General features: G+C 40.5%; 18 protein-coding genes. 1 reads left to right on the top strand and 17 read right to left on the bottom strand.

The annotated features are described in order from the left end of the window. Nucleotides 1-285: 285 nt before the first annotated feature. Together ACFSW4_RS09210 and gltB are read right to left on the bottom strand one after the other, a co-directional pair. Nucleotides 286-1,773 (bottom strand): glutamate synthase subunit beta, encoded by a 1,488-nt coding sequence (locus ACFSW4_RS09210; RefSeq protein WP_377328833.1) that lies wholly within the window; start codon nt 1,771-1,773, stop codon nt 286-288. 27 nt (nt 1,774-1,800) lie between these two features. Then, complete coding sequence (gene gltB / locus ACFSW4_RS09215) at nt 1,801-6,309, bottom strand: glutamate synthase large subunit (RefSeq protein WP_377328835.1); 4,509 nt, start codon at nt 6,307-6,309, stop codon at nt 1,801-1,803. Between the two features lie 256 nt (nt 6,310-6,565). Here gltB and ACFSW4_RS09220 point away from each other — a divergent pair, with 256 nt between their 5' ends. Beyond that, nucleotides 6,566-7,471, top strand: a complete 906-nt coding sequence (locus tag ACFSW4_RS09220) for a LysR family transcriptional regulator (RefSeq protein WP_054751795.1) — start codon at nt 6,566-6,568, stop codon at nt 7,469-7,471. Nucleotide 7,472: 1 nt separating this feature from the next. Here ACFSW4_RS09220 and ACFSW4_RS09225 read toward each other — a convergent pair whose 3' ends face one another. The 15 genes from ACFSW4_RS09225 to gnd all read right to left on the bottom strand — a co-directional run bounded on the left by ACFSW4_RS09225 (nt 7,473) and on the right by gnd (nt 21,809). Then, nucleotides 7,473-7,625, bottom strand: a complete 153-nt coding sequence (locus ACFSW4_RS09225) for a hypothetical protein (RefSeq protein WP_279401255.1) — start codon at nt 7,623-7,625, stop codon at nt 7,473-7,475. A 222-nt stretch (nt 7,626-7,847) separates the two neighbouring features. Next, nucleotides 7,848-8,753, bottom strand: a complete 906-nt coding sequence (locus tag ACFSW4_RS09230) for an ABC transporter permease (protein WP_054751797.1) — start codon at nt 8,751-8,753, stop codon at nt 7,848-7,850. Nucleotides 8,754-8,767: 14 nt separating this feature from the next. Continuing rightward, nucleotides 8,768-9,772, bottom strand: coding sequence for an ABC transporter permease (locus ACFSW4_RS09235; RefSeq protein ID WP_377328837.1), 1,005 nt, complete (start codon nt 9,770-9,772; stop codon nt 8,768-8,770). A gap of 83 nt (nt 9,773-9,855) precedes the next feature. Continuing rightward, on the bottom strand, nt 9,856-11,538 hold the full coding sequence (locus ACFSW4_RS09240; protein WP_377328839.1) for an ABC transporter substrate-binding protein: 1,683 nt from the start codon (nt 11,536-11,538) through the stop codon (nt 9,856-9,858). 53 nt (nt 11,539-11,591) lie between these two features. After that, nucleotides 11,592-12,563 carry an ABC transporter ATP-binding protein gene (locus tag ACFSW4_RS09245; protein WP_377328841.1) on the bottom strand — a complete coding sequence of 324 codons (972 nt, stop codon included), beginning with the start codon at nt 12,561-12,563 and terminating at the stop codon, nt 11,592-11,594. Next, entirely contained in the window at nt 12,560-13,552 is a 993-nt protein-coding gene (locus tag ACFSW4_RS09250; protein WP_377328843.1) for an ABC transporter ATP-binding protein, read from the bottom strand. Before ACFSW4_RS09250 ends, ACFSW4_RS09245 begins: the two co-directional genes overlap by 4 nt. 619 nt (nt 13,553-14,171) lie before the next feature. Further along, entirely contained in the window at nt 14,172-14,489 is a 318-nt protein-coding gene (locus tag ACFSW4_RS09255) for a cytochrome-c oxidase (protein ID WP_279401256.1), read from the bottom strand. Nucleotides 14,490-14,603: 114 nt separating this feature from the next. Further along, a complete protein-coding gene (locus ACFSW4_RS09260) occupies nt 14,604-15,500 on the bottom strand; it encodes an AEC family transporter (protein WP_377328845.1) in 897 nt (298 codons plus the stop codon). A gap of 78 nt (nt 15,501-15,578) precedes the next feature. After that, nucleotides 15,579-15,842 carry an HPr family phosphocarrier protein gene (locus ACFSW4_RS09265; protein WP_054751803.1) on the bottom strand — a complete coding sequence of 88 codons (264 nt, stop codon included), beginning with the start codon at nt 15,840-15,842 and terminating at the stop codon, nt 15,579-15,581. Nucleotides 15,843-15,866: 24 nt separating this feature from the next. Beyond that, entirely contained in the window at nt 15,867-17,015 is a 1,149-nt protein-coding gene (dgoD, locus tag ACFSW4_RS09270; protein ID WP_054751805.1) for a galactonate dehydratase, read from the bottom strand. A gap of 1 nt (nt 17,016) precedes the next feature. Further along, nucleotides 17,017-17,664 (bottom strand): bifunctional 4-hydroxy-2-oxoglutarate aldolase/2-dehydro-3-deoxy-phosphogluconate aldolase, encoded by a 648-nt coding sequence (locus ACFSW4_RS09275; protein ID WP_054751808.1) that lies wholly within the window; start codon nt 17,662-17,664, stop codon nt 17,017-17,019. Between the two features lie 206 nt (nt 17,665-17,870). Further along, nucleotides 17,871-19,151: a TRAP transporter large permease gene (locus ACFSW4_RS09280; RefSeq protein WP_054751810.1), complete on the bottom strand. Its 1,281-nt coding sequence runs from the start codon at nt 19,149-19,151 to the stop codon at nt 17,871-17,873. Continuing rightward, nucleotides 19,126-19,686 (bottom strand): TRAP transporter small permease, encoded by a 561-nt coding sequence (locus ACFSW4_RS09285; protein WP_054751811.1) that lies wholly within the window; start codon nt 19,684-19,686, stop codon nt 19,126-19,128. The genes ACFSW4_RS09280 and ACFSW4_RS09285 overlap by 26 nt, the downstream gene beginning before the upstream one ends. Nucleotides 19,687-19,816: 130 nt before the next feature. Next, nucleotides 19,817-20,875: a TRAP transporter substrate-binding protein gene (locus ACFSW4_RS09290; protein ID WP_054751813.1), complete on the bottom strand. Its 1,059-nt coding sequence runs from the start codon at nt 20,873-20,875 to the stop codon at nt 19,817-19,819. 37 nt (nt 20,876-20,912) lie between these two features. Then, nucleotides 20,913-21,809 carry a phosphogluconate dehydrogenase (NAD(+)-dependent, decarboxylating) gene (gene gnd / locus ACFSW4_RS09295; RefSeq protein WP_054751815.1) on the bottom strand — a complete coding sequence of 299 codons (897 nt, stop codon included), beginning with the start codon at nt 21,807-21,809 and terminating at the stop codon, nt 20,913-20,915. Nucleotides 21,810-21,866 lie beyond the last annotated feature (57 nt).

Here is a 21,866-nt window from a genome sequence, read left to right on the forward strand (position 1 = left end):
CAAATGCCAAGTGTTACTAATAAGTTCAAACTTGAAAAATTATTTTGTCTTATAAGTTAGTTTGTCTTCTTAGGATCCCTGTTCGTATCTCGGAGACTTTTGTTCGCATTCCAATGGCTTATGTTCGCATTAGGCCGACTTTTGTCCGTATTCCGCCGAATTCTGTTCGCATTTCTCTGACTTCGGTCCGTATTCCAGTTACTTCTGTCCGTATGCCGCTAATTTCTGCTCATATATTCGAAAAAAAGCTGAATGGATCACCTAATCCATTCAGCTTACACTAATTTAAACAACTTGCTTAGATTCTTTTTTAGATAAAAATTGATCGACCTGCTCTGCGACTTCGCGTCCTTCTCGGATAGCCCATACGACTAGGCTTTGCCCGCGACGTGCGTCACCAGCAGCATAAATGCCTTCTTCCGACGTGCGGTAATCATTCATACCGTCTACCGTCCAAATACGGCCACGCTCATCTGTCTTAAGTCCAAAGTGCTCAAGTACTTCTTGCTCTGGTCCTAAAAATCCGATGGCAATGAGTACTAGGTCTGCTTCCCAAACTTGTTCCGTTCCTGGGATTTCTTTTGTGACTAACTTACCATCTTCATAGACCTTCTCGACATTAAGTGTATGAAGAGCCGTAACTTGACCATCGTCGTTCTGTTCAAACTTCTGAGTTAAAATTTCATATTTACGAGGGTCTTCTCCAAGTGCTTCTAATCCTTCCTTGTACCCGTAATCCAATTTAAATGTCATTGGAAACTCTGGCCAAGGATTGTCATCCGTACGGTCTTCAGGGCTTGCAGGGTGCTTACCGAACTGAACAACACGATTAGCGTTCTGGCGCAAGGCCGTCGCCACACAGTCAGCACCTGTATCACCTCCACCAATTACGATAACATTTTTACCTTCTGCTGTAATTGGTGTATCTTTTGGATCTGTTTCTAAAGCTTCTGTGGCAGCAGTTAAATATTCCATCGCAAAATGGATGCCTTGGCTGTCACGATTCTCAATAGGTGTATCGCGTGGGTCTTGTGCACCCGTGCACATAATCACTGCATCGTACTCACGGTTTAGTTCTTCTCGCGTAATATCTACGCCAACCTCAGTATTACAAGTGAATTCAATTCCTGATTTCTTCATCACATCTATGCGTCGGTCAACCGTTTCTTTATCCAATTTCATATTCGGAATACCGTACATTAGTAAGCCACCTGGGCGATCATCACGTTCAAAAATGGTTACGCGATGGCCCATTTCATTAAGCTGATCAGCTGCCGCTAAACCTGCAGGGCCTGATCCTACGACCGCTACATGCTGACCTGTACGGTTTTCAGGCACTTTCGCCTCAACCCAGTTGTTATCAAAACCACGCTCGATAATCTCATTTTCAATCGATTTAATCGTAACGGGGTCATCGTTAATTGCAAGAGTACAAGACCCTTCACAAGGTGCGGGGCAAACTCGGCCGGTAAACTCTGGGAAGTTATTCGTCTCTTCTAAACGACGTAAGGCCTCTTCCCAGTTTTCTTCACTGACAAGCTCATTCCATTCAGGAATAAAATTGTTCACAGGACAGCCGACATATGCACCGTCCCACTCAGCTCCTGTATGGCAAAAAGGCGTCCCGCAATCCATACAGCGTGAGCTTTGTTCCTTTAGATCTTGGTCACTAAATCGAATGACGTATTCTTCCCAGCTCTTTATACGTTCAATGGGATCACGGACGTCTTGGTCTTTACGGTTGAAGTCCATAAAACCTTTTAAATAACCCATATGCCTTCTCCCTCCTTTGGTGTTAATTTACTGAACTACTTTCTCTTGTTCTTTTTCCTTTGTGAGCATCGCTTTATATTCTTCTGGGATGACTTTCACAAACTGCTTAACCGATGCTTCCCAGTTGTTTAAAATATGCTTCGCTCGCTTACTACCTGTATATTTCACATGTTTCGTCAGCATCTCTTTTAATTCATTAATTTCATCGTGATCGTCTAATCGTTCAAATAACACTAGTTCACGGTTACACTTTTTCTTAATTTCTTTTTCATCACTGGCCCAAATATATGCAATACCACCTGACATACCAGCAGCAAAGTTCTTACCAATGCCGCCGAGGACAGCTACACGTCCACCAGTCATATACTCACAGCCGTTATCCCCAACACCTTCTACGACAGCGTGAACGCCACTGTTACGAACCGCAAAACGCTCACCAGCTCCACCATTAATATAAGCTTCACCGCTAGTGGCACCAAATAAAGCAACGTTACCAATAATAACTTCTTCCATTCGGTGAAGTGCGGATGGTAAATTAGGCTGAAAAATAATCTTACCGCCTGATAAGCCTTTACCGACGTAATCATTTCCGTCACCTTTAACGCGCATTGTCACACCTTGCGGAACAAAAGCGCCAAAGCTTTGACCAGCTGAACCTGTAAAACGTAAATCAATCGTATCCTCAGGCAATCCTTCTTCACCAAAACGTTTCGATACTTCAAAGCCTAACGTCGTTCCAACTGTACGATTCGTATTTTCGATTGGTAAATCAAGTTCAACCTTCTCACCACGCTCTAATGCCGTTTCAACCTTTGGAATAATGACAGTCTTATCTAAATGGCCGTCATTATACTCATTAATATGAACACGTTCACGGCTTAACCATGCCGCATCCGTATGATGTAAAATTGGTTCAAGGTTTAACTGGCGGGCTTTTGGATGAGCTTCTTTCTTGTGACTAACTTTAAGAAGCTCAGTGCGTCCTATAAGTTCATCTAGCGTACGAACGCCTAATTTTGCCATAATCTCACGCATTTCTTCTGCGACAAAACGCATGTAATTCACCACGTGATCAGCATTACCTTCAAACTTTTTACGAAGTTCTGGATTCTGCGTTGCAATTCCAACAGGGCACGTATCTAAATGACAGGCACGCATTAAAATACAGCCTAAAATAACCATTGGCGCTGTCGAAAAGCCGTATTCCTCAGCTCCGAGTAATGCTGCTTTAACCACGTCCCTACCTGTCATCATTTTACCGTCTGTCTCAAGGCGCACACGTTCTCTTAGTCCATTTAAAACGAGCGTTTGGTGAGCTTCAGATAAACCTAGCTCCCACGGCAGTCCAGCGTGACGGATACTCGTTTTTGGTGATGCACCTGTACCACCTTCATAACCACTAATTAAAATGACATCTGCTTTACCTTTTGCAACACCTGCTGCAATCGTGCCTACACCTGATTTCGCAACGAGTTTAACGTTTAGTCTCGCTTCAGGGTTGGCGTGTTTTAAGTCATAAATAAGCTGTGCTAAATCTTCAATTGAATAAATGTCATGGTGTGGCGGTGGTGAAATTAACCCTACACCAGGCGTCGATTTACGAACTTTCGCAATCCAAGGGTGTACCTTTTTACCTGGCAAGTGACCACCTTCACCTGGCTTAGCCCCTTGCGCCATTTTAATTTGAACTTCATCGGCATTCGTTAAATAATAACTCGTTACACCGAAACGACCTGATGCCACCTGTTTAATCGCACTACGTCTAAAGTCTCCGTTTTCATCTGGTGTAAAACGGTCCGGGTCTTCTCCGCCTTCACCGCTATTACTTTTACCACCAATTCGGTTCATCGCGATTGCTAACGTCTCATGCGCTTCTTTACTTAAGGCACCATATGACATCGCACCTGTTTTAAACCTTTTCCAAATGTCTTCGGCTGATTCTACTTCTTCAATTGGAATCGAATTTGTTTCATCATAATCAAAATCTAATAAATCACGTAAAAACGTTACTTTTTCGTTTTCAACTAGATCTGAGAACTTCTCATACATTGTTTTACTGTTCATTCTTGCAGCGTGCTGAAGTGTATGAATGGTTCTCGGATTAAATGAGTGATGTTCCCCATCATGACGCCACTGCATGTCACCACCTGATGGTAAGGTCTTGCGATGACTGTTGTAGGCAAGTTCATGACGAGTGAGTGATTCTTCTGCAATCGTCTCTAAACCAATTCCACCAATTTTAGATGACGACCCGTAAAAATATTTATTCATCAATTCTTCATCAATACCGATGGCTTCAAATGTTTGTGCTCCGCGGTAGCTTTGAATCGTTGAGATCCCCATCTTAGACATAACTTTAACAATACCAGACGTTGCCGCTTCACGATAACGCTCGATTGCCTGTTCATAAGTGAAGTTCTCAGCAAACTGATCGTCAACTAGCTTCTCAATCGTACGATAAGCCAAGTATGGGTAAATCATATCTGCCCCGAACCCTATTAAGGTCGAGAATTGGTGCACATCTCTCGCTTCAGCCGTCTCAACAATAATACTTGCTTTCGTTCGCAACCCTTTACGTACTAAATAATGGTGAAGCCCACTCGTCACAAGTAAGGACGGTATGGCTACCCTCTCTTCAGAGGTGTCACGATCGTTCAGCACAATCATTGAAACACCCTGATTAATTGCCGTTTCAACCTGCTTAAATAATGATTCAAGCGCTGATTCTAACCCGTGCGTACCACGTGATACGGGGTAAGTAATCGAAAACCTTTCAAAGCGAAAGTCACTACGACTGTTATGCACAACTGCGTCAAACTCTTGTTTTTTCAAAATCGGTGTATAAAGACGAATTCTTCGGCAATGCTCTGGTCCATCGTCTAAGAAATTATGTCTCGGCCCTAGATAAGATGTCGTCGATGTGACTCCTTTCTCACGAATCGCATCAATCGGCGGGTTCGTGACCTGCGCAAACAGCTGTTTAAAATAGTTGAACAAAAGCTGAGGCTGTTCCGATAACACTGCAAGCGGCGTATCGTTACCCATCGACCCGATTGGATCTTTTTGTTCTGTCACCATCGGCAGGATATTTTTCATCGTTTCTTCTTTTGTGTAACCATTCGCAAGCTGAAATTTGAGTAAGGTCTCTTCATCTAATTCTTCGCTCGATTCTGTAAAAACAGGACCTTTTAACTGAACTAAGGAATCATTTAACCATTCACGATAAGGAAACTTGTTTGCAATGTTCCTTTTTATATCTTCATTAAATAATACTTGGTGTTTTTCTAAATCAACATAGATCATCTCACCTGGAGCAAGGCGACCTTTTCGAACAATCTTTTCAGGTTCAATGTCAACCACGCCCACTTCAGAAGATAAAACGATCCGGTTATCCTCTGTCATGTAAAAACGTGCTGGACGCAAACCGTTACGGTCAAGTGATGCGCCGATTTGCTTACCATTCGTATAAGCAATCGCTGTTGGTCCATCCCAAGGTTCCATAATCGTACTTAAATACTCAAAGCAAGCACGCTCCGGGTCTTTCATTTGTTCATTTAAATCCCAAGCTTCAGGGACCATCATCATTGCGGTTTGTGACATGCTGCGTCCATTCATCACTAAATATTCAAATGCCTGGTCTAACATACCAGAGTCACTTGATGATTCATCGATGATAGGTAAAAGGTCTTTATGACGTTCTCCATAAACCGTTGAAATCGCAGCTGTTTCACGCGCTTTCATCCAGTTAACGTTACCTGTAATCGTATTGATCTCACCATTGTGCATCACCATACGGTTCGGGTGAGCACGTTCCCAAGATGGGAATGTGTTGGTACTATAACGAGAGTGAACCATACCAAATGACGTTTTAGCTAATGGATCTTTTAAGTCTAAATAAAACTCATCCATCTGTTCTGGCACTAGCATACCTTTGTAAACCACAATTTCTGGAGAAAGACTTGCAAAATAAAATGGTCCTTCTTTGAACCCCTGTAAGCTTGAAATGCGGCGTTCAATTATGCGGCGAATTAAATATAACGATTGATTAAATTTCTCTGTTGAATAAGTCGATTCTGGCTTTTTAATAAACACCTGTTTAATATAAGGCATCGTAGATTTTGCCGTGTCTGATAACATCGATTCATCAACCGGCACATCACGCCAACCAATTAAGTCATGATTCTCCTCTTCAATAACCTCATTAACAATCTCTTCTGCCTTGTTTCTTAAACGTTCATTTTGAGGAAGAAAAAGCATTCCTACAGCATACTCGCCTTGCTTAGGCAATAATTCGTTCCACGTTTTTCGATATAATTCATCTGGAATTTGCATCATAATCCCTGCACCGTCACCTGTGCTAGGGTCAGACCCACGTCCTCCGCGGTGTTCAAGTCGACAAAGGATCGTAATGGCATCTTCAATCATCTGATGTGATGGTTTATTATCTATATTGGCAATAAAACCAATACCACATGCGTCACTTTCGTGTTTCGGATCATATAATCCCTGCTTTTCAGGAAGTCCTGTGCGTATCATACATCTTCATCCTTTCTTTCTGATTGTGGCTATGTTAAACCCCGTTTTACGAGAAAATTATGTTTTGACTTAATTAACAACTTAAGTGGATTAAAATAATGAGGTCATTTCAGTGGATTCAGGAACAGTTCGAAAAAGTTATAAAAATGCGACAAATAGCTATTCTAATCGTATAATTTTTCTGTTATGCTATCAATATATATATTCGATAGAATCAATCTCATTTTGAGATATAGCGCTTACAAGGACTGATATAATGGAACTTAGACAAATTAAATATTTCATAAAAGTTGCAGAATTAGAACACGTTAGTGAAGCAGCAGCTGAACTGCACGTTGCTCAATCGGCAGTTAGTAGACAAATTGCCAACTTAGAAGATGAGTTAGGGGTTAAGTTATTTTTAAGAGGTGGCAGGCGAATACGCTTAACACCTGTTGGAGAAATCTTTCTTGAACGAGTGAAAAGTGCCATGAATGAATTCGACAAAGCTGAGCGTGAAATATATGAATACTTAAACCCTGAGGCCGGTACGATTCGTCTTGGATTTCCAACAAGTTTGGCTGCTAAAACATTACCAAATGTCATCTCAGCTTTTAGAAAAGAACATCCACAAATCGGGTTCCAGCTTCAACAAGGGACAGTTAAGGAACTTTCTGAAGCCGTGGTTCAAGGACATATCGATATTGCATTCGTCTCCCCTGTCCCCTCAAGTGACCCGCAGCTTGATGGGCATATCTTTTTTACTGAAAAAATGATGGCCTTATTATCAAAACAGCACGAGCTAGCAACAGAGCCTTACTTAAGGCTTGATCAGCTTAGGCATGAACAGTTCGTCTTGTTTAGACAAGGGTACATTATTCGCGATATTGTCATGAAAGCTTGCGCTCAGGTTGGATTTCAGCCGAGAATTGCGTTTGAAGGAGAGGATGTCGATACACTCAAAGGTTTAGTATCAGCAGGGTTAGGGGTGAGCGTTTTACCTGAGATCACGCTAACGGATATGCCGATGCGTGATACGAAGGCAATTGAGATTGTGGAGCCTGATGTATCAAGAACAGTTGGGATTGTGCTTCCGACCAACCGTACCCTCGCCCCATCAGAGAAAGTTTTCTTTGAATTTCTCGAAACCTATTATAATAAGTTAAACCAATTTGGGTATTAGATTACTTCGATGACCTTCTTTCAAATAATAGCCCAACGATTAAACCTAATAATATATTCGTAATAATGATCGGATTAATAGGGTCATAAGCCATTAAGAAAATCCATGATAATACGCCAGATACGAGACCCATTAATAATGTAAGATAAGACATGTTTAAATACTCCTTCTTGATGTTTAAGATGATTATATTTTACCATTTCTCAAGAGATTGGCCATAGACATGGTTTCACCGCTTGCGATTTTTGTATTAGATAATAAAACTAAAAATTAGATAATAAACTCATAGTCATTGTACAATAACTATAACCTCTTAACCAAAATAAAGACCCAAGCTAAACGTCACCGTTCTAGTTTGGGCCTTTTTATGAACCTATTAACTTTTCATCTTCGGATCCAGAGCATCACGCAAACCGTCTCCCATTAAGTTAAACCCTAACACAGTCAGCATAATTGCTAAACCTGGGAAAATCATCGTCCATGGAGCAGAAACGATATATTGCTGCGATTCACTTAACATCATTCCCCAGTCCACTTTTGGCGGCTGCGTTCCTAACCCTAGGAAACTTAATGCAGCAATTTCAATAATAGCTGTTGCAATCGCAAGCGTCCCTTGAACCACCACTGGCGTAATGCTATTAGGAATAATATGTTTAAATAATATACGCCTGTCGTTCATGCCGACAGCCCGTGCTGCGGTAATAAATTCTTCTTCTTTTACACTTAAAACTCTGGAGCGAATTAAACGTCCAAAATTCGGTACGTTAATAATCGCAATCGCAATTAAAGCGTTTTGTAAAGTTGGTTCAAGAATCGTTACAATCGCAATCGCAAGTAGAATACTAGGAAACGCTAGTAAGACATCGAATATACGAGAAATTAACGTATCCACCCAGCGACCGTAGTAGGCTGCAATAACCCCTAGCAAACTACCGACAATAATCGATCCAAATACTGCAGCAAACCCACCTGTTAGTGAAATTCTAGCACCGTGAATAATACGAGATAAAATGTCTCTACCAAAATCATCTGTCCCAAGCCAATGATCACTTGAAGGCGGCTGAAGCCTGTCGACTAATTGACCAGATGAATGGCTATAAGGTGTTAACCATGGAGCAAATATTGCCATGATTGTAAAGATCAATACAATAATCGTTCCAGTAACGGCTATTTTATTCTTTTTAAAATTCCTCCAGGCATCTTTCCAAGGAGAAGCAGGCTGCGTGACAGCTTGTTGATTTTTTACTTTTACAGTATCTTTCTTTACTTCAGTTTGTGGCATGACTTCTCCTCCCCCTAGTTGTATTTAATCCTTGGATCTACTAAGGCATAAAGTAAGTCCACAATAAGGTTGATAAATACAAAGATTGTTGCAACTACTAATATACCTGACTGTATAACTGGATAGTCTCTTGCTAATATCGCGTTATAAATATAAGTCCCTAAACCAGGCCATCCGAAAATAGTTTCGGTTAAAATTGCCCCACCAAGTAATAACCCTGCTTGAAGCCCAATAACCGTCATAACAGGAATGATGGCATTTTTTAAAGCATGTTTATAGACAACAATAAAACCTTTAACACCTTTTGCTTTAGCCGTTCTAATATAATCCGATTTCATGACATCTAACATACTCGACCTAGTGATGCGGGCGATAATTGCCATAGGAATCGTCGCTAAAGCTACACTCGGTAACACAAGATGACTCAATACGTCCTTAAATTGCCCCCATTCACCTTGTATAAGCGTATCTATAAAATAGATGTGGGTGATGGGATCTATTTGCGTCGCTGCATTGGTCCGGCTTGTTGATGGTAGCCACCCTAACTCAACAGAGAAAACATACTGCTCTAGTAATCCTAACCAGAATACCGGCATAGATACACCAACTAATGCTAACACCATAACGGCATAGTCTAGCATTCTATTATGAAACCAGGCACTGATTATACCAGCATTAACCCCGATAAATATCGCAATTCCCATTGCCACAATGGTCAGTTCGACCGTCGCCATTAAGTGTGGAAACAACTCTGAAGCGATGGCGCGATTCGTCTCAATAGATATTCCAAAATCCCCTGTTAAAAGACCACCAACATACTCAAAATATTGAGTATACCAAGGCTGATCCAATCCTAAGTGCCTTTCCATTTCAGCGATCGCCTCTGGAGATGCACGCTGTCCTAATTTAATTTGTGCTGGATTACCTGGAATTAAGTAAATAATTGAAAATACGAAGACACTCATACCAAACAGAACGGGAATTAACATGAATAACCTTCGTAATATATATGATGTCATGTTGCCCATACACCTCCTATGTTGAATAATGCATATGTATAAGATAAGGGAGTGTTAAAACACCCCCTTATTCCAAGTCAAACTTATTTTTTCTCAACATTTGTTACAGCTTCAGAGCCTGTTGCGTGCGGAACATATCCTTCAATGTTTGAACCAACAGCAACTACTGGTGTTGAGTGTACAAGTGGAACCCATGGTGCATCTTCATTTACAACTTCTTGAGCTTCTTTATAAATCTCAATACGTTCTTGTTCATCTGTAATACGCTGAGCTTCTAATAACATCTCGTTATACTCTTCGTTTTCGTAATCTGTGTAGTTACTACCACTACCGATTCCTAATAGCGTGTGTAAGAAGTTATCAGCATCACCGTTATCTCCAGTCCAACCTAATAAGAATGCATCAAAGTCACCAGCGTCAGCTTTTTCGATGTAAGTACCCCAGTCAATTGTTTGAAGGTTAGCCGTTACACCAATTTCTGCAAAGCTTTGGCGTAGTACTTCAGCAATTTTCTGTCCTTCTGGAATGTAAGGACGAGGAACTGGCATATACCATAAATCGAATTCAAATCCGTCGCCATAACCAGCTTCTTCAAGTAGCTGCTTCGCTTTTTCTAGATCATACTCATAGCCTTCTAAACTGTCATTATATCCAGCGATACTTGGAGGCATATAAGTTGTAGCTGGTTCTGCTTGACCATAATAGAACGCATCAATTAAGTCTTTTTTAGGTACCGCATGACTTAATGCCTTACGAACCTTTACGTCTTGTAATGGATTATCGCGTCCCATTGTGAACCCTAAGTACCCAATGTTCATCGATGGACGCTCTAATACTTTAACGTCTGGATTTTCCTTAATATCTGCTACTTCTGACGGGTTAACGCCATCTACAACGTCAACTTCACCGTTTTTAAGAGCGTTTAGACGAGCTGTGTTATCAGGAATAACTGTATAGATTACTTTATCTAACTTAGGTAATCCATCTCTCCAGTATTCGCCATTTTTCTCTAACACGATTTGCTGATCCGGCTTCCACTCTACGAACTTAAATGGACCCGTACCAACTGGGTTAGAAGTATAATCTTCACCATGTTCTTCAATCGCTTCAGGGCTAGACATTCCGAATGGACTCATAGATAAGTTCTTTAAGAACGTCGCCTGTGGTTTATTTAGCTTGAATTCAACTGTATAATCATCAACAGCTTCAACAGACTTAATCACGGCTCCATCTTCCCCTTTAAAACCACCAAACATCGTGAAGTAAGGGAATTGACCAGCATCACCGTTCATCCAACGTTCAAAGTTAAAAACAACATCTTCAGCATTAAAGTCTGTGCCATCATGGAATTTAACGCCTTCTTCTAAGAAGAATTTATACGTTAAACCATCATCAGAAACTTCCCAATCATGTGCTAACGATGGTACGACTTCAGTACTATCTTCAGCAAATGTTACTAATCCTTCAAAAATATTTTCAGTAACACGGAACGTTTCACCTTCAGTCGTTGTGATTGGATCTAACGCTGTAGAGTCCCCACCACGTGCATAAACTAACGTGTTACTATCTCCTGCAGCACTCTCACCTTCAGTTGATTCGCCTTCTGAAGATTCACCCTCTGATTCGCTTTCAGATTCAGTGCCCTCTTCACTACCTTCTTCTGGCTGTTCTTCCGTTTCGCCTGATTCGCCGCCGCTACAACCTGCAACAGCTACAGCTAAAAAGGCAGCCATCAATAACATTAATAGCCAAGATTTTTTGACCATGTGCTTTATTCCCCCTTATGAATAATTAAAATATATTTCATTAATCGCTAGAATCATTCATATAAATGACAAGCGACGTAATGACCAGATTCTTTCTCCTCAAAAGCAGGCCTTACTTCCTTACACACATCCATTGCAAATGGACATCTTGTGTGGAATGCGCAGCCTTTTGGCGGATTAGAAGGACTCGGAATTTCACCGCCAATAACATCTTCATCCTCAACTTCAAGTTCTGGGTCTGGAATAGGCACTGAACTTAACAATGCCTTCGTATATGGGTGAAGCGGATTGTCATACAGTTCATCTACATCTGTAAGCTCCACTAAACGCCCTAAATACATAACTCCAACTCGATCGCTAATGTGACGCACAACACCTAAGTCGTGTGCGATGAAAATATAAGTTAAGTTAAATTTCTCTTGTAGGTCTTTTAATAGATTTAAAACCTGTGATTGAATCGAAACGTCTAATGCCGACACTGGCTCGTCTGCAATAATTAACTTCGGACGAGTCATTAGTGCCCTCGCAATCCCAATTCTTTGACGCTGCCCGCCACTAAATTGGTGTGGGTAACGCTTAGCATGATATTCATCCAGACCTACAACCTCAAGAATCTCTTTAACCATTTGTCTGCGTTCTTTCTTATCACCGATCTTATGTACAATTAACGGCTCTTCTAAGATTTTCTCAACGGTTTGCCTTGGGTTTAAAGAAGCTAATGGGTCTTGGAAAATGAGCTGCATTTCCCTTCTAAGCTTTTTCATTTCAACATCTGATAGGTTCTGAACCTCTTGATTTTCAAAAGATATAGTGCCTTCGGTAGCTTCTAGTAATCTTAATAACAAGCGGCCCGTTGTCGACTTACCACAACCCGATTCACCGACTAAACCAAGTGTTTCCCCTTGCTTAACCTCAAAGGAAACACCATCGACCGCTTTAACCTCTCCTACTTTTCTACCAAATACACCGCCTGTGATAGGAAAATACTTTTTTAGATTTTTAACTTCCATTAATGTTTCCGTCATGATTGTTCCCCCTCTTCATCAAGCAAGAAACAACGTGCTGTATGATTTGGATCTTTTGTTTCGTATAATTCAGGATTTTCTTCAAAACAGCGATCAAAGGCGAATTCACACCTCGGTGCAAATCGACACCCTGCTTTGATTGAGCCAGGTTTAGGTACGTTACCTGGAATAGAATATAAATGGCTAACTCTGTTTCTGATGTCAGGAATCGAAGCAAGAAGACCTTTTGTGTATGGATGCTGAGGATTGTTAAAAACCGTTTTAACATCCGCTTCTTCGACCACTTTTCCTGAATACATGACTGTTACCCTGTCGCAAACCTCTGCGACTACACCTAAATCATGGGTAATCATAATAATCGCCATGTTTAGCTTTTCATTTAACTCTTTCATTAATTTTAATATTTGCTTTTGAATCGTCACATCTAAAGCTGTAGTCGGCTCATCTGCGATTAATACTTTAGGGTCACACATAAGCGCCATCGCAATCATGACTCTTTGTCTCATACCACCTGATAATTGGTGTGGATAATCATCTAACAGCTCTTCAGCTCGTGGTAATCCAACTAGCTTTAATTTATCGATTGCTCTCTGACGTGCTTCTTTTTTACTAATCCTTTTGTGTGTCAGTAATGCTTCAACTAGTTGATCTCCAATTCGGAACAATGGATTTAACGATGTCATGGGTTCCTGGAATATCATTGCAATGTCATTACCACGCAACTTACGCATCCTTTTTTCAGAAGCATGGACTAAATTTTCGCCATTAAACAAAATCTCACCACCGACGATCTTTCCTGGTGGCTTTGGAATTAACCCCATGACTGAAAGGGAGGTAACACTTTTTCCGCATCCGGACTCTCCGACAATTCCGAGAATCTCCCCTTCTCTTACGAAAAAGTCAACATCATCAACAGCTGGCACTTCACCATCATCTGTAAAAAAAGATGTTCTTAACCCTTTTACCTTAAGCTCATAATCTTTCAGCATATTGATCCGCCTTTCTCTCTATCGATGCCTCAGGCTATGTATTCACTAAAACATATAAGGCTTATCCTAACCGTGGGCAAAGCCATTTTGTTAATAAAATATGTACAAATTCACAATAAAAAGAATTTAGTGAAAATTCATATGTTTGTGATTATAAATATTATAAAAATATTCTGTAATTGTCAATATAATTATGTCTTAAATATAGGCTAAATTAATTATTTAACTCCTAGTTTGATGTTAATACCTAAGCTCACACGCAATTAAAAAAGATTAAAAAAGACATATGACTAAATCATCATATGTCTTTTCCAAACTAGATATTCATTTAATTTAATTCTGTAAATACTTATATGCGGACAAAAATCATGCCATGGAGACTGTTCATGGTCTCATGCGATCAATTCTCCTCGTAATACAAACAAAACTCTGCTCCAATACAAACACTTTCACCAAGAATACGGACAATTAACACGAAAATACGAACACTATACCACAAAATGCAGACAAAACTCTCACTAATGCGAACAAAACTCACAAAATTGTGGACACTCACCTCATCACGAGTACACCCCTCAAATATAATGAAAAAACTAGCCTCTCCGGCTAGTTTTTACCATTAATCTCTCACATTAACAAACACGTTGATTAGGAATAAGATGACACCGAGCACTACAGCGTAGGACATCATCATTCCAAATGCGACGAACCCTGCAAATTCAGCTCCTTGAATATACTGAGCTAGGGCAATCATCATAAGTGGTAACCCGATAGTATGAAGCCAGAAATGGGTTTTTGCCATCCAGCTCCCAGCTGCTTTTGGATATAATTTATAGATGACGGCAGCTAAAGCAAATGATACCCAGCCAATAAGATTAATATGCACATGTACGCCTGTGAGCGCGTAGTCATGTGCTTGAGACATGTATTGCCCCATCAAAACGCCTACTAAAAAATATAAGACCGAAAGCCTAAACATCCATACGACCATGCAATTCACCTTCTCTCATAAGGTTTTAAACTAATTCATCTTATGAAAGAAAGTTCCATTTTATACTAAAAATATGAGTAATACGGACAGGGACACAATGCTTAATAATGTCGTCACTAACGTTACACTTGAAACAAGATCAGGCCTTGATCTGAATTCCAATGCAAACATCGTAGTGGTCGCAGCTGTCGGCATGGCAGCTAAGATAATTAATACTTTTCCTAGTAAATCCGACACTGGTAACAACATCACACAAACCCACGCAATCACAGGCATGATGATCAGTTTGATGGCTGTACCTAAAGCTACTTTTCCAGTTTCAAACTGTTTAAATTTAATGTTCGCAAGCTGCATCCCTAACACAATCATCATAAGTGGCAACGCGACTGCTGCCATGAAATCGACCATTTCAACGACGCGCGAGTGCAAGTTAACACCTGTAAAATTAAGGCCAAGCGCCACGATAATCGCATAAGTTGCAGGCATTTTGAACACTGAATAAACGGCGTATCGAATCTCATAATTGCCTCTAGAAGCATAATAGACGCCAAATGCATTCATGATAATGGTCTGAACAGCCATAAATAAGATCGCATACCTAAAAGCCTCTTCTCCTAAAGCAAATAGTACAATCGGCGTTCCGTAATTTCCTGAATTCATAAAAGCAGTTGCTAAGATCATGCCACTTTCTTCGCTGCGTTCCCATTTATTAATCAAAGCAAATAATTTAGTAATCGCTATAATAGCAAACAGTAAAACAAAATTTACGAGGACAATGATGGAAAATTCGCCACCAAAATTTTCATCATAAAAAGCTTGAAACACTAAAAATGGGATGAAAACATAAATGGTGACAGCTGAGACAGGTTTGACGTCTAGCTTTTTCCACATTTGTAATAAGTACCCGATTATAAACACACTTATAATTGGCAGCACAACTTGAAGAAAGATCCCCATAAGTACACCAGCTTCCTATCAAATATCTTGATGTTTAATCAAAAGGAAAGCGCCTGATTACAGACGCTCCCACAAAAACTATTGATTTAAAAAATCTTTAATCGCTTCTAACGCTTCTTTAGCATCCGGCCCTTCACAAATAATCGTCACTTCATCATCACCTGACAACTGAAGATTTATTAAGCCTAGGATACTTTTTAAATTCGCTTCTCTCATACTACCATGAACATTCTTTTTTAAAAATATCTCTGCATCATATTTTTGTATTAACTGACTTAAATCCATAATCGTTTGAGCATCAGTCAACTGAATGCGAATATTCTCACTAATGGTTTCTGACATAAGAGCACCTCCAAATTGAATTGATTACCACTCGGCAACGGTTCCGTCTTGATGTCTCCACACAGGGTTGCGCCAGCGATGACCTTTTTCAGCCATTTCTTTAACATAATCTTCATTAATCGTAATTCCTAGCCCAGGACCTTGAGGCAACTTCACATGTCCGTTTTGATAGTCAAAAACGGATCGGTCTTCAATATAGTCTAACAAGTCGTTACCTTTATTATAATGAATGCCTAAGCTTTGTTCCTGAATAAACGCGTTATGACTTGTCGCATCCACTTGTAAACACGCAGCAAGCGCAATTGGACCAAGTGGACAGTGAGGAGCTAACCCCATATCATAAGCTTCAGCCATGCTTGCAATTTTCTTAACCTCTGTAATACCACCAGCATGTGATAAATCCGGCTGTATAATATCAACGTAACCATCTTCAAAAAGAGGTTTAAAATCCCATCTTGAATACATTCGTTCACCTGTCGCAATTGGGGTGGCTGTATGATTCGCAATATCTCTTAATGCTTCATTATGCTCAGGAAGAACGGGTTCTTCAATGAACATAAGCCTGAATGGTTCAAGTTCCTTTGCTAACATTTTAGCCATTGGTTTATGAACTCGTCCATGAAAATCAATACCGATTCCGATGTTTGGCCCTACTGCATCTCGAACAGCTCGAACGCGTTCGACAACTTGATCCAGTTTATCGTGCGTATCGATATACTGAAGCTCTTCAGTTCCGTTCATTTTAATCGCATGAAAACCTTTGTCTACAACTTCCTTTGCAGCCGCTCCAACGTCAGACGGCCTATCACCGCCAATCCATGAATATACCTTAATGGACTCACGGCAAGCACCACCCATCAACTCATAAATAGGCGCGTTATAATACTTACCTTTAATATCCCATAACGCCTGATCAATTCCTGCAATCGCACTCATTAAAATAGGGCCTCCGCGATAAAAGCCAGCACGATACATAACATTCCAATGGTCTTCAATATGAAGAGGGTTTTTTCCTATTAAATAGTCTTCAAGTTCATGAACCGCAGCTTGAACTGTTTCAGCGCGCCCTTCAATGACAGGTTCACCCCAGCCAACGATACCTTCATCTGTCTCAATTTTTAAGAAGCACCACCTCGGCGGCACGACATACGTCGTTAGCTTTGTAATTTTCACTTTATGCACCCCTTCCTTTACCGACCTCAGTTTTAAACGCTTCAGCTTTCGCTTTAAGACCAGCCCAGTCTTCTTGTTCGATTAAAGTTTTATCAATTAAAGATCCGCCAATTCCAACAGCAACGGCCCCATTTCGTATGAAGGATGCTGTATTATCAACATTCACACCACCTGTTGGAACCATCGGAATATGACCTAATGGGCCTTGCAGATCTTTTAAGTATTTTGGACCAACCGCTGATGCAGGGAAAATTTTCACAACATCAGCGCCGACACGGTGAGCCTTAACCATTTCAGTTGGTGTTAAAACACCAGGAATCGAAATAACGTCACGGTCCGCACTCACATTAACAACATCCTCATCAAAAGATGGTGAAAAAATAAACTGCGCCCCTGCATCTATTGCTTGAGTCGCTTCCTCAACAGTCAATACCGTACCGGCACCAATTAAAGCTTGATCATTAAAATGGTCTCTTAATTCCTTAATGGACTGGTAAGCATCTTCACTATCAACCGTAAGCTCAAGCACATTAACTCCAGCACTCACTAGCGTTTCAACTAACGGAAATAATTTGGTCTTTGGGACACGTCTTAGTACCGCAACAACGCCTGATTCCTTAAGTCGCTTTAGGTCTTCCAACTTACTCATATCATGCACTCCTTAGATGTTAAATAAGATATCTATGTGACAGGCGGCGCTTTCCGCGGGCACGACTCGAGCCTCCTCGAGCTCATACTTCGCTCTGTGGGGTCTCGAGACTCGTGCTTTTCCCGCAGGAGTCGCCGCCATCATTCAACAACTGTTATATAAAAAGCAACTGACAGAATGGTCATGACCACTCTGTCAGCTAATGGTTAGTCTCCAAATGAGATTAACCATAATGAAATTTCAGGTATAAACACGATCATTAAGACAGAGAACACCATTGCGAAGAAAAAAGGTATAACAGCCTTCGAAATCCGTTCAATCGAGAGACCTGAGATTCCCGATGCAACGAACAAGTTAACCCCAAGCGGTGGAGTAATGAATCCAATCGCAAGACTCACAACCATGATGATACCAAAGTGAATCGGATCATACCCAATATTTGAGGCAATTGGAAGTAAGATTGGCGTTAAAATAATGATCGCGGCTATTGTATCCATGAAACAACCAACTAGTAATAATAGGGCTGTAATCAGTAGAATTAGAATAATTTTACTATCAGTTAAGGCTAACATCCACTGAGCGATCTGATTTGGAATTTGTTCAATCGTTAATAGCTTACCAAATGCATTTGCCGTACCAACGATAATTAATACTGTTGCCGTTGTTAAAGAAGAATCAGCAATGATTTTTGGTAAGTGTTTAATTTTCAACTCTCTGTGTAGGAATAAGCCTACAAGCATTCCATAAACAACTGCTACAACAGCTGCTTCTGTTGGTGTGAAATAACCACCATAGATTCCACCTAAAATAATAATTGGTATGATCATCGCCCATTTAGCATCCCAAAACGTGTTCAGAATATGGCTAAACGTTACCTTCTCAAGCGTACCTTTGTAACCTTTCTTCTTCGAGTAAATATACGCCCACGCCATTAGACCAACAGCAACTAAAATACCAGGTAAAATCCCAGCGATAAACATATCACCGACTGATGCACCACCAGTTACACCGTAGATGACCATCGGAATACTTGGCGGAATAATAACACCGAGCGAGCCTGCTGCTGCAACGGTTGCCGTCGCAAATGGCTTATCATACCCTTTACGGACCATTGCTGGAATCATAATTGAACCAATCGCTGCAACGGTTGCAGGACCAGAACCTGAAATCGCTGCAAAGAACATACAAGTGATAATAGTCGCTATCGCGAAGCCACCTGTTTTACTACCAACGAGTGCGTTTGCGAAATTGAATAACCGCTCCGAAATACCACCTTTACCCATGATCTCTCCTGCTAAAATAAAGAATGGTACCGCCATGATCGGGAATGAATCCAATGACGTAATTAATTCCTTCATTAAGAAGAGGATTGGAACAGATTCAGAATACATAATCGTAACTAGCGTTGAGATCCCTAACGCAATTCCAATCGGAACACTTAGAAGTAATAATAATGCGAAACTACCGAACAGGACCGTTACTGTCATCTGTTAACTCCTCCTCTTCTTCTAAAATTCTTTCTCGTTCGTCAGCGACGTCTATTTCTTTTTTACCAATAAGCATGAGCACTTGATGATACATATTTTGCAAGAGACGGATTACAGTAAGTCCCATACCAATTGGTGCTGCTAAATAAACAATTCCCATTTCAACCTGTAAGGCAGGTGACTTTTGCCCAAGTCTTAATAAGTTAGAAGAAATTTCTGAACCGTAATAAACCACTAATGCTGCAAACACTAGGAATAAAATATTCGCAATGAGTGATAATACAATTTTCCATTTATCTTTTAATAAAACTAACATGACATCTACTTTGATATGCCTTTGTTTCTTAACGCCATAACTAATACCGATATAAACAAGCCATATAAAGCAGTAACGACCTAATTCTTCAGACCAAGAAAGAGAATTTCCCGTCTCCCTCATTACAACTTGTAGAAAAATAACCGCAGTCATAACCGATCCTAAAATAACGAGCAGCCATTCTTCTAAATGTTGTTCAATTTTCTTTAAAATGACCATGTTTTCACCTCAATGCTTACCAATTTCCCCGTATTATAAAGTTTTAAATAATAAGGCAAAACTCTTGCCACCCAATTGGGCAGCAAGAGTTTAGGTGGGGCACCTGTTGTTATATCATGTGATTGATCAATTATTCTGCTTTAGCTTCCTCTACAGCTTTCATAATGCCGTCAACTGTTTCTGCTCCGATATCACTCTTAAATTCTTCGATAACAGGCTGAACAGCATCTACCATTTTCTGACGCTCTTCATCGCTAATTTCTGAATACTCCATACCTTCTTCTTGTAAATTCTTTAGGTATTTAGCGTTAGCTTCACGGTTTAGTTTGATCTGATGCTTACCAGCTTCTTTAGCTGCAGAACGAACGATTTCTTGCTGTTCTTTAGAAAGTCCATCGTAGAATTGCTTACTCATTAAGAATACGAATGGGCTATAAACATGGTGCGTGTTAGACACGTAATCTTGTACTTCATAGAATTTCTCTAAATAAATTGTTGCGTATGGGTTTTCCTGACCGTCAACTGTACCTTGCTGTAGTGCAGTGAATAATTCAGTAAATGCCATTGGTGTTGGGTTCGCACCTAATGCTTTAAATGCTTCAAGGTGTAGGTCATTTTCCATAGTACGGATTTTTAGACCTTCAAAATCTTCAATTGTTTTAACAGGACGTACGCTATTTGTTAGGTCACGGAAACCGTTTTCCCAGTAAGCTAGTCCAACTAAGTCTTTCTCTTCAAGCTTTTTAAGTAGACCCTGTGCTACATCACCAGCTAACACTTTGTCTGCTACTTCTTCGCTTGGGAATAAGAATGGAATATCGAATACACTGAATTCTGGAACAAAGTTAGCAATAGGTGCTGTCGATGGAATTGTTACTTCCTGAGTACCTAATTGTAATGCTTCAGTCATCGTACGGTCGTCACCTAGCTGACCACTATGATAAGTTTCCACTTTAATCGCACCATCAGTTTCTTTTTCAACAATCTCTTTAAATTTTAGTAGTCCTTTGTACTGTGGGTGCTCAGAGTTTAGACCAATACCAGCTCGGATCACCTTTTCGCCACCTTCTGACTCTGAAGCGCTTTCATTTTCACCATTCTGTCCTTCACTTTCGCTATCTCCACCACCACAAGCAACTAATACAAATGCTAGTAGTGATAAAGCAAATAAAGTCATTAACTTTTTCACTTCATACAACCCCTTTAATAAATTTTTATAAATAAAATTATTTCTTCACAACTTCATGTCCACCAAATTCGTTTCTTAATGCTGCAACCACTTTACCAGAGAACGTGTCATCTTCCTGCGAACGATAGCGCATCATAAGTGACATCGCGATCACTGGCGCAGCCATTTCAAACTCGATGGCGCTTTCAACAGTCCATTTACCTTCACCTGATGAGTTCATAACGCCTTTAATGGATTCTAAGTTGCCATCTTTAGAGAACGCGTTTTGCATGAGCTCAATCAACCATGAGCGTATGACAGAACCATTGTTCCAAACTTTTGATACCGCTTCATAATCATAGTCAAATGGACTCTTCTCAAGAATTTCAAACCCTTCAGCAATGGCTTGCATCATGCCATATTCAATTCCATTGTGAACCATCTTTAAGAAGTGGCCACTCCCACTACGGCCCGTGTAAAGGTAACCGTTTTCAACTGCGGTGTCTTTGAAGATTGGCTCGATTTGTTTAAACTGTTCCTGGTCCCCACCAATCATGTAGTTTCCACCATGACGAGCTCCTTCAGTACCACCACTTGTTCCTACATCGAAAAGGAAAATTCCCTTTTCCTGTAGCGACTCTGCAAGACGAAGGCTATCTTTATAGTTGGAGTTACCACCATCTATCACTCGATCACCCTCATCAAGCACATGCTTGAGCTGATCAACTACCTGATCGGTAACCTCTCCAGCTGGAACCATAACCCAAACGGTTCTTGGTTTCTCAAGCTTGTTTACCAGTTCGTCCAAACTGTTAGCTGGTGTTGCTCCAGCCTCAGCGATGCTCTGGACTTGGTCTTTATTTACGTCATTAGCTACAACCTGATGTCCATGGTCCATGAGATTTAATGCTAAGTTATATCCCATTTTCCCAAGACCAATTAATCCAACTTGCATTTGGTAACTCCTTTCTCGAAACAATATGAAAATTTTTTTCTCAACTTTGATTATACA

The organism is Piscibacillus salipiscarius, from assembly GCF_042685285.1.
Classification (GTDB): Bacteria; Bacillota; Bacilli; order Bacillales; family Alkalibacillaceae; genus Piscibacillus; species Piscibacillus salipiscarius.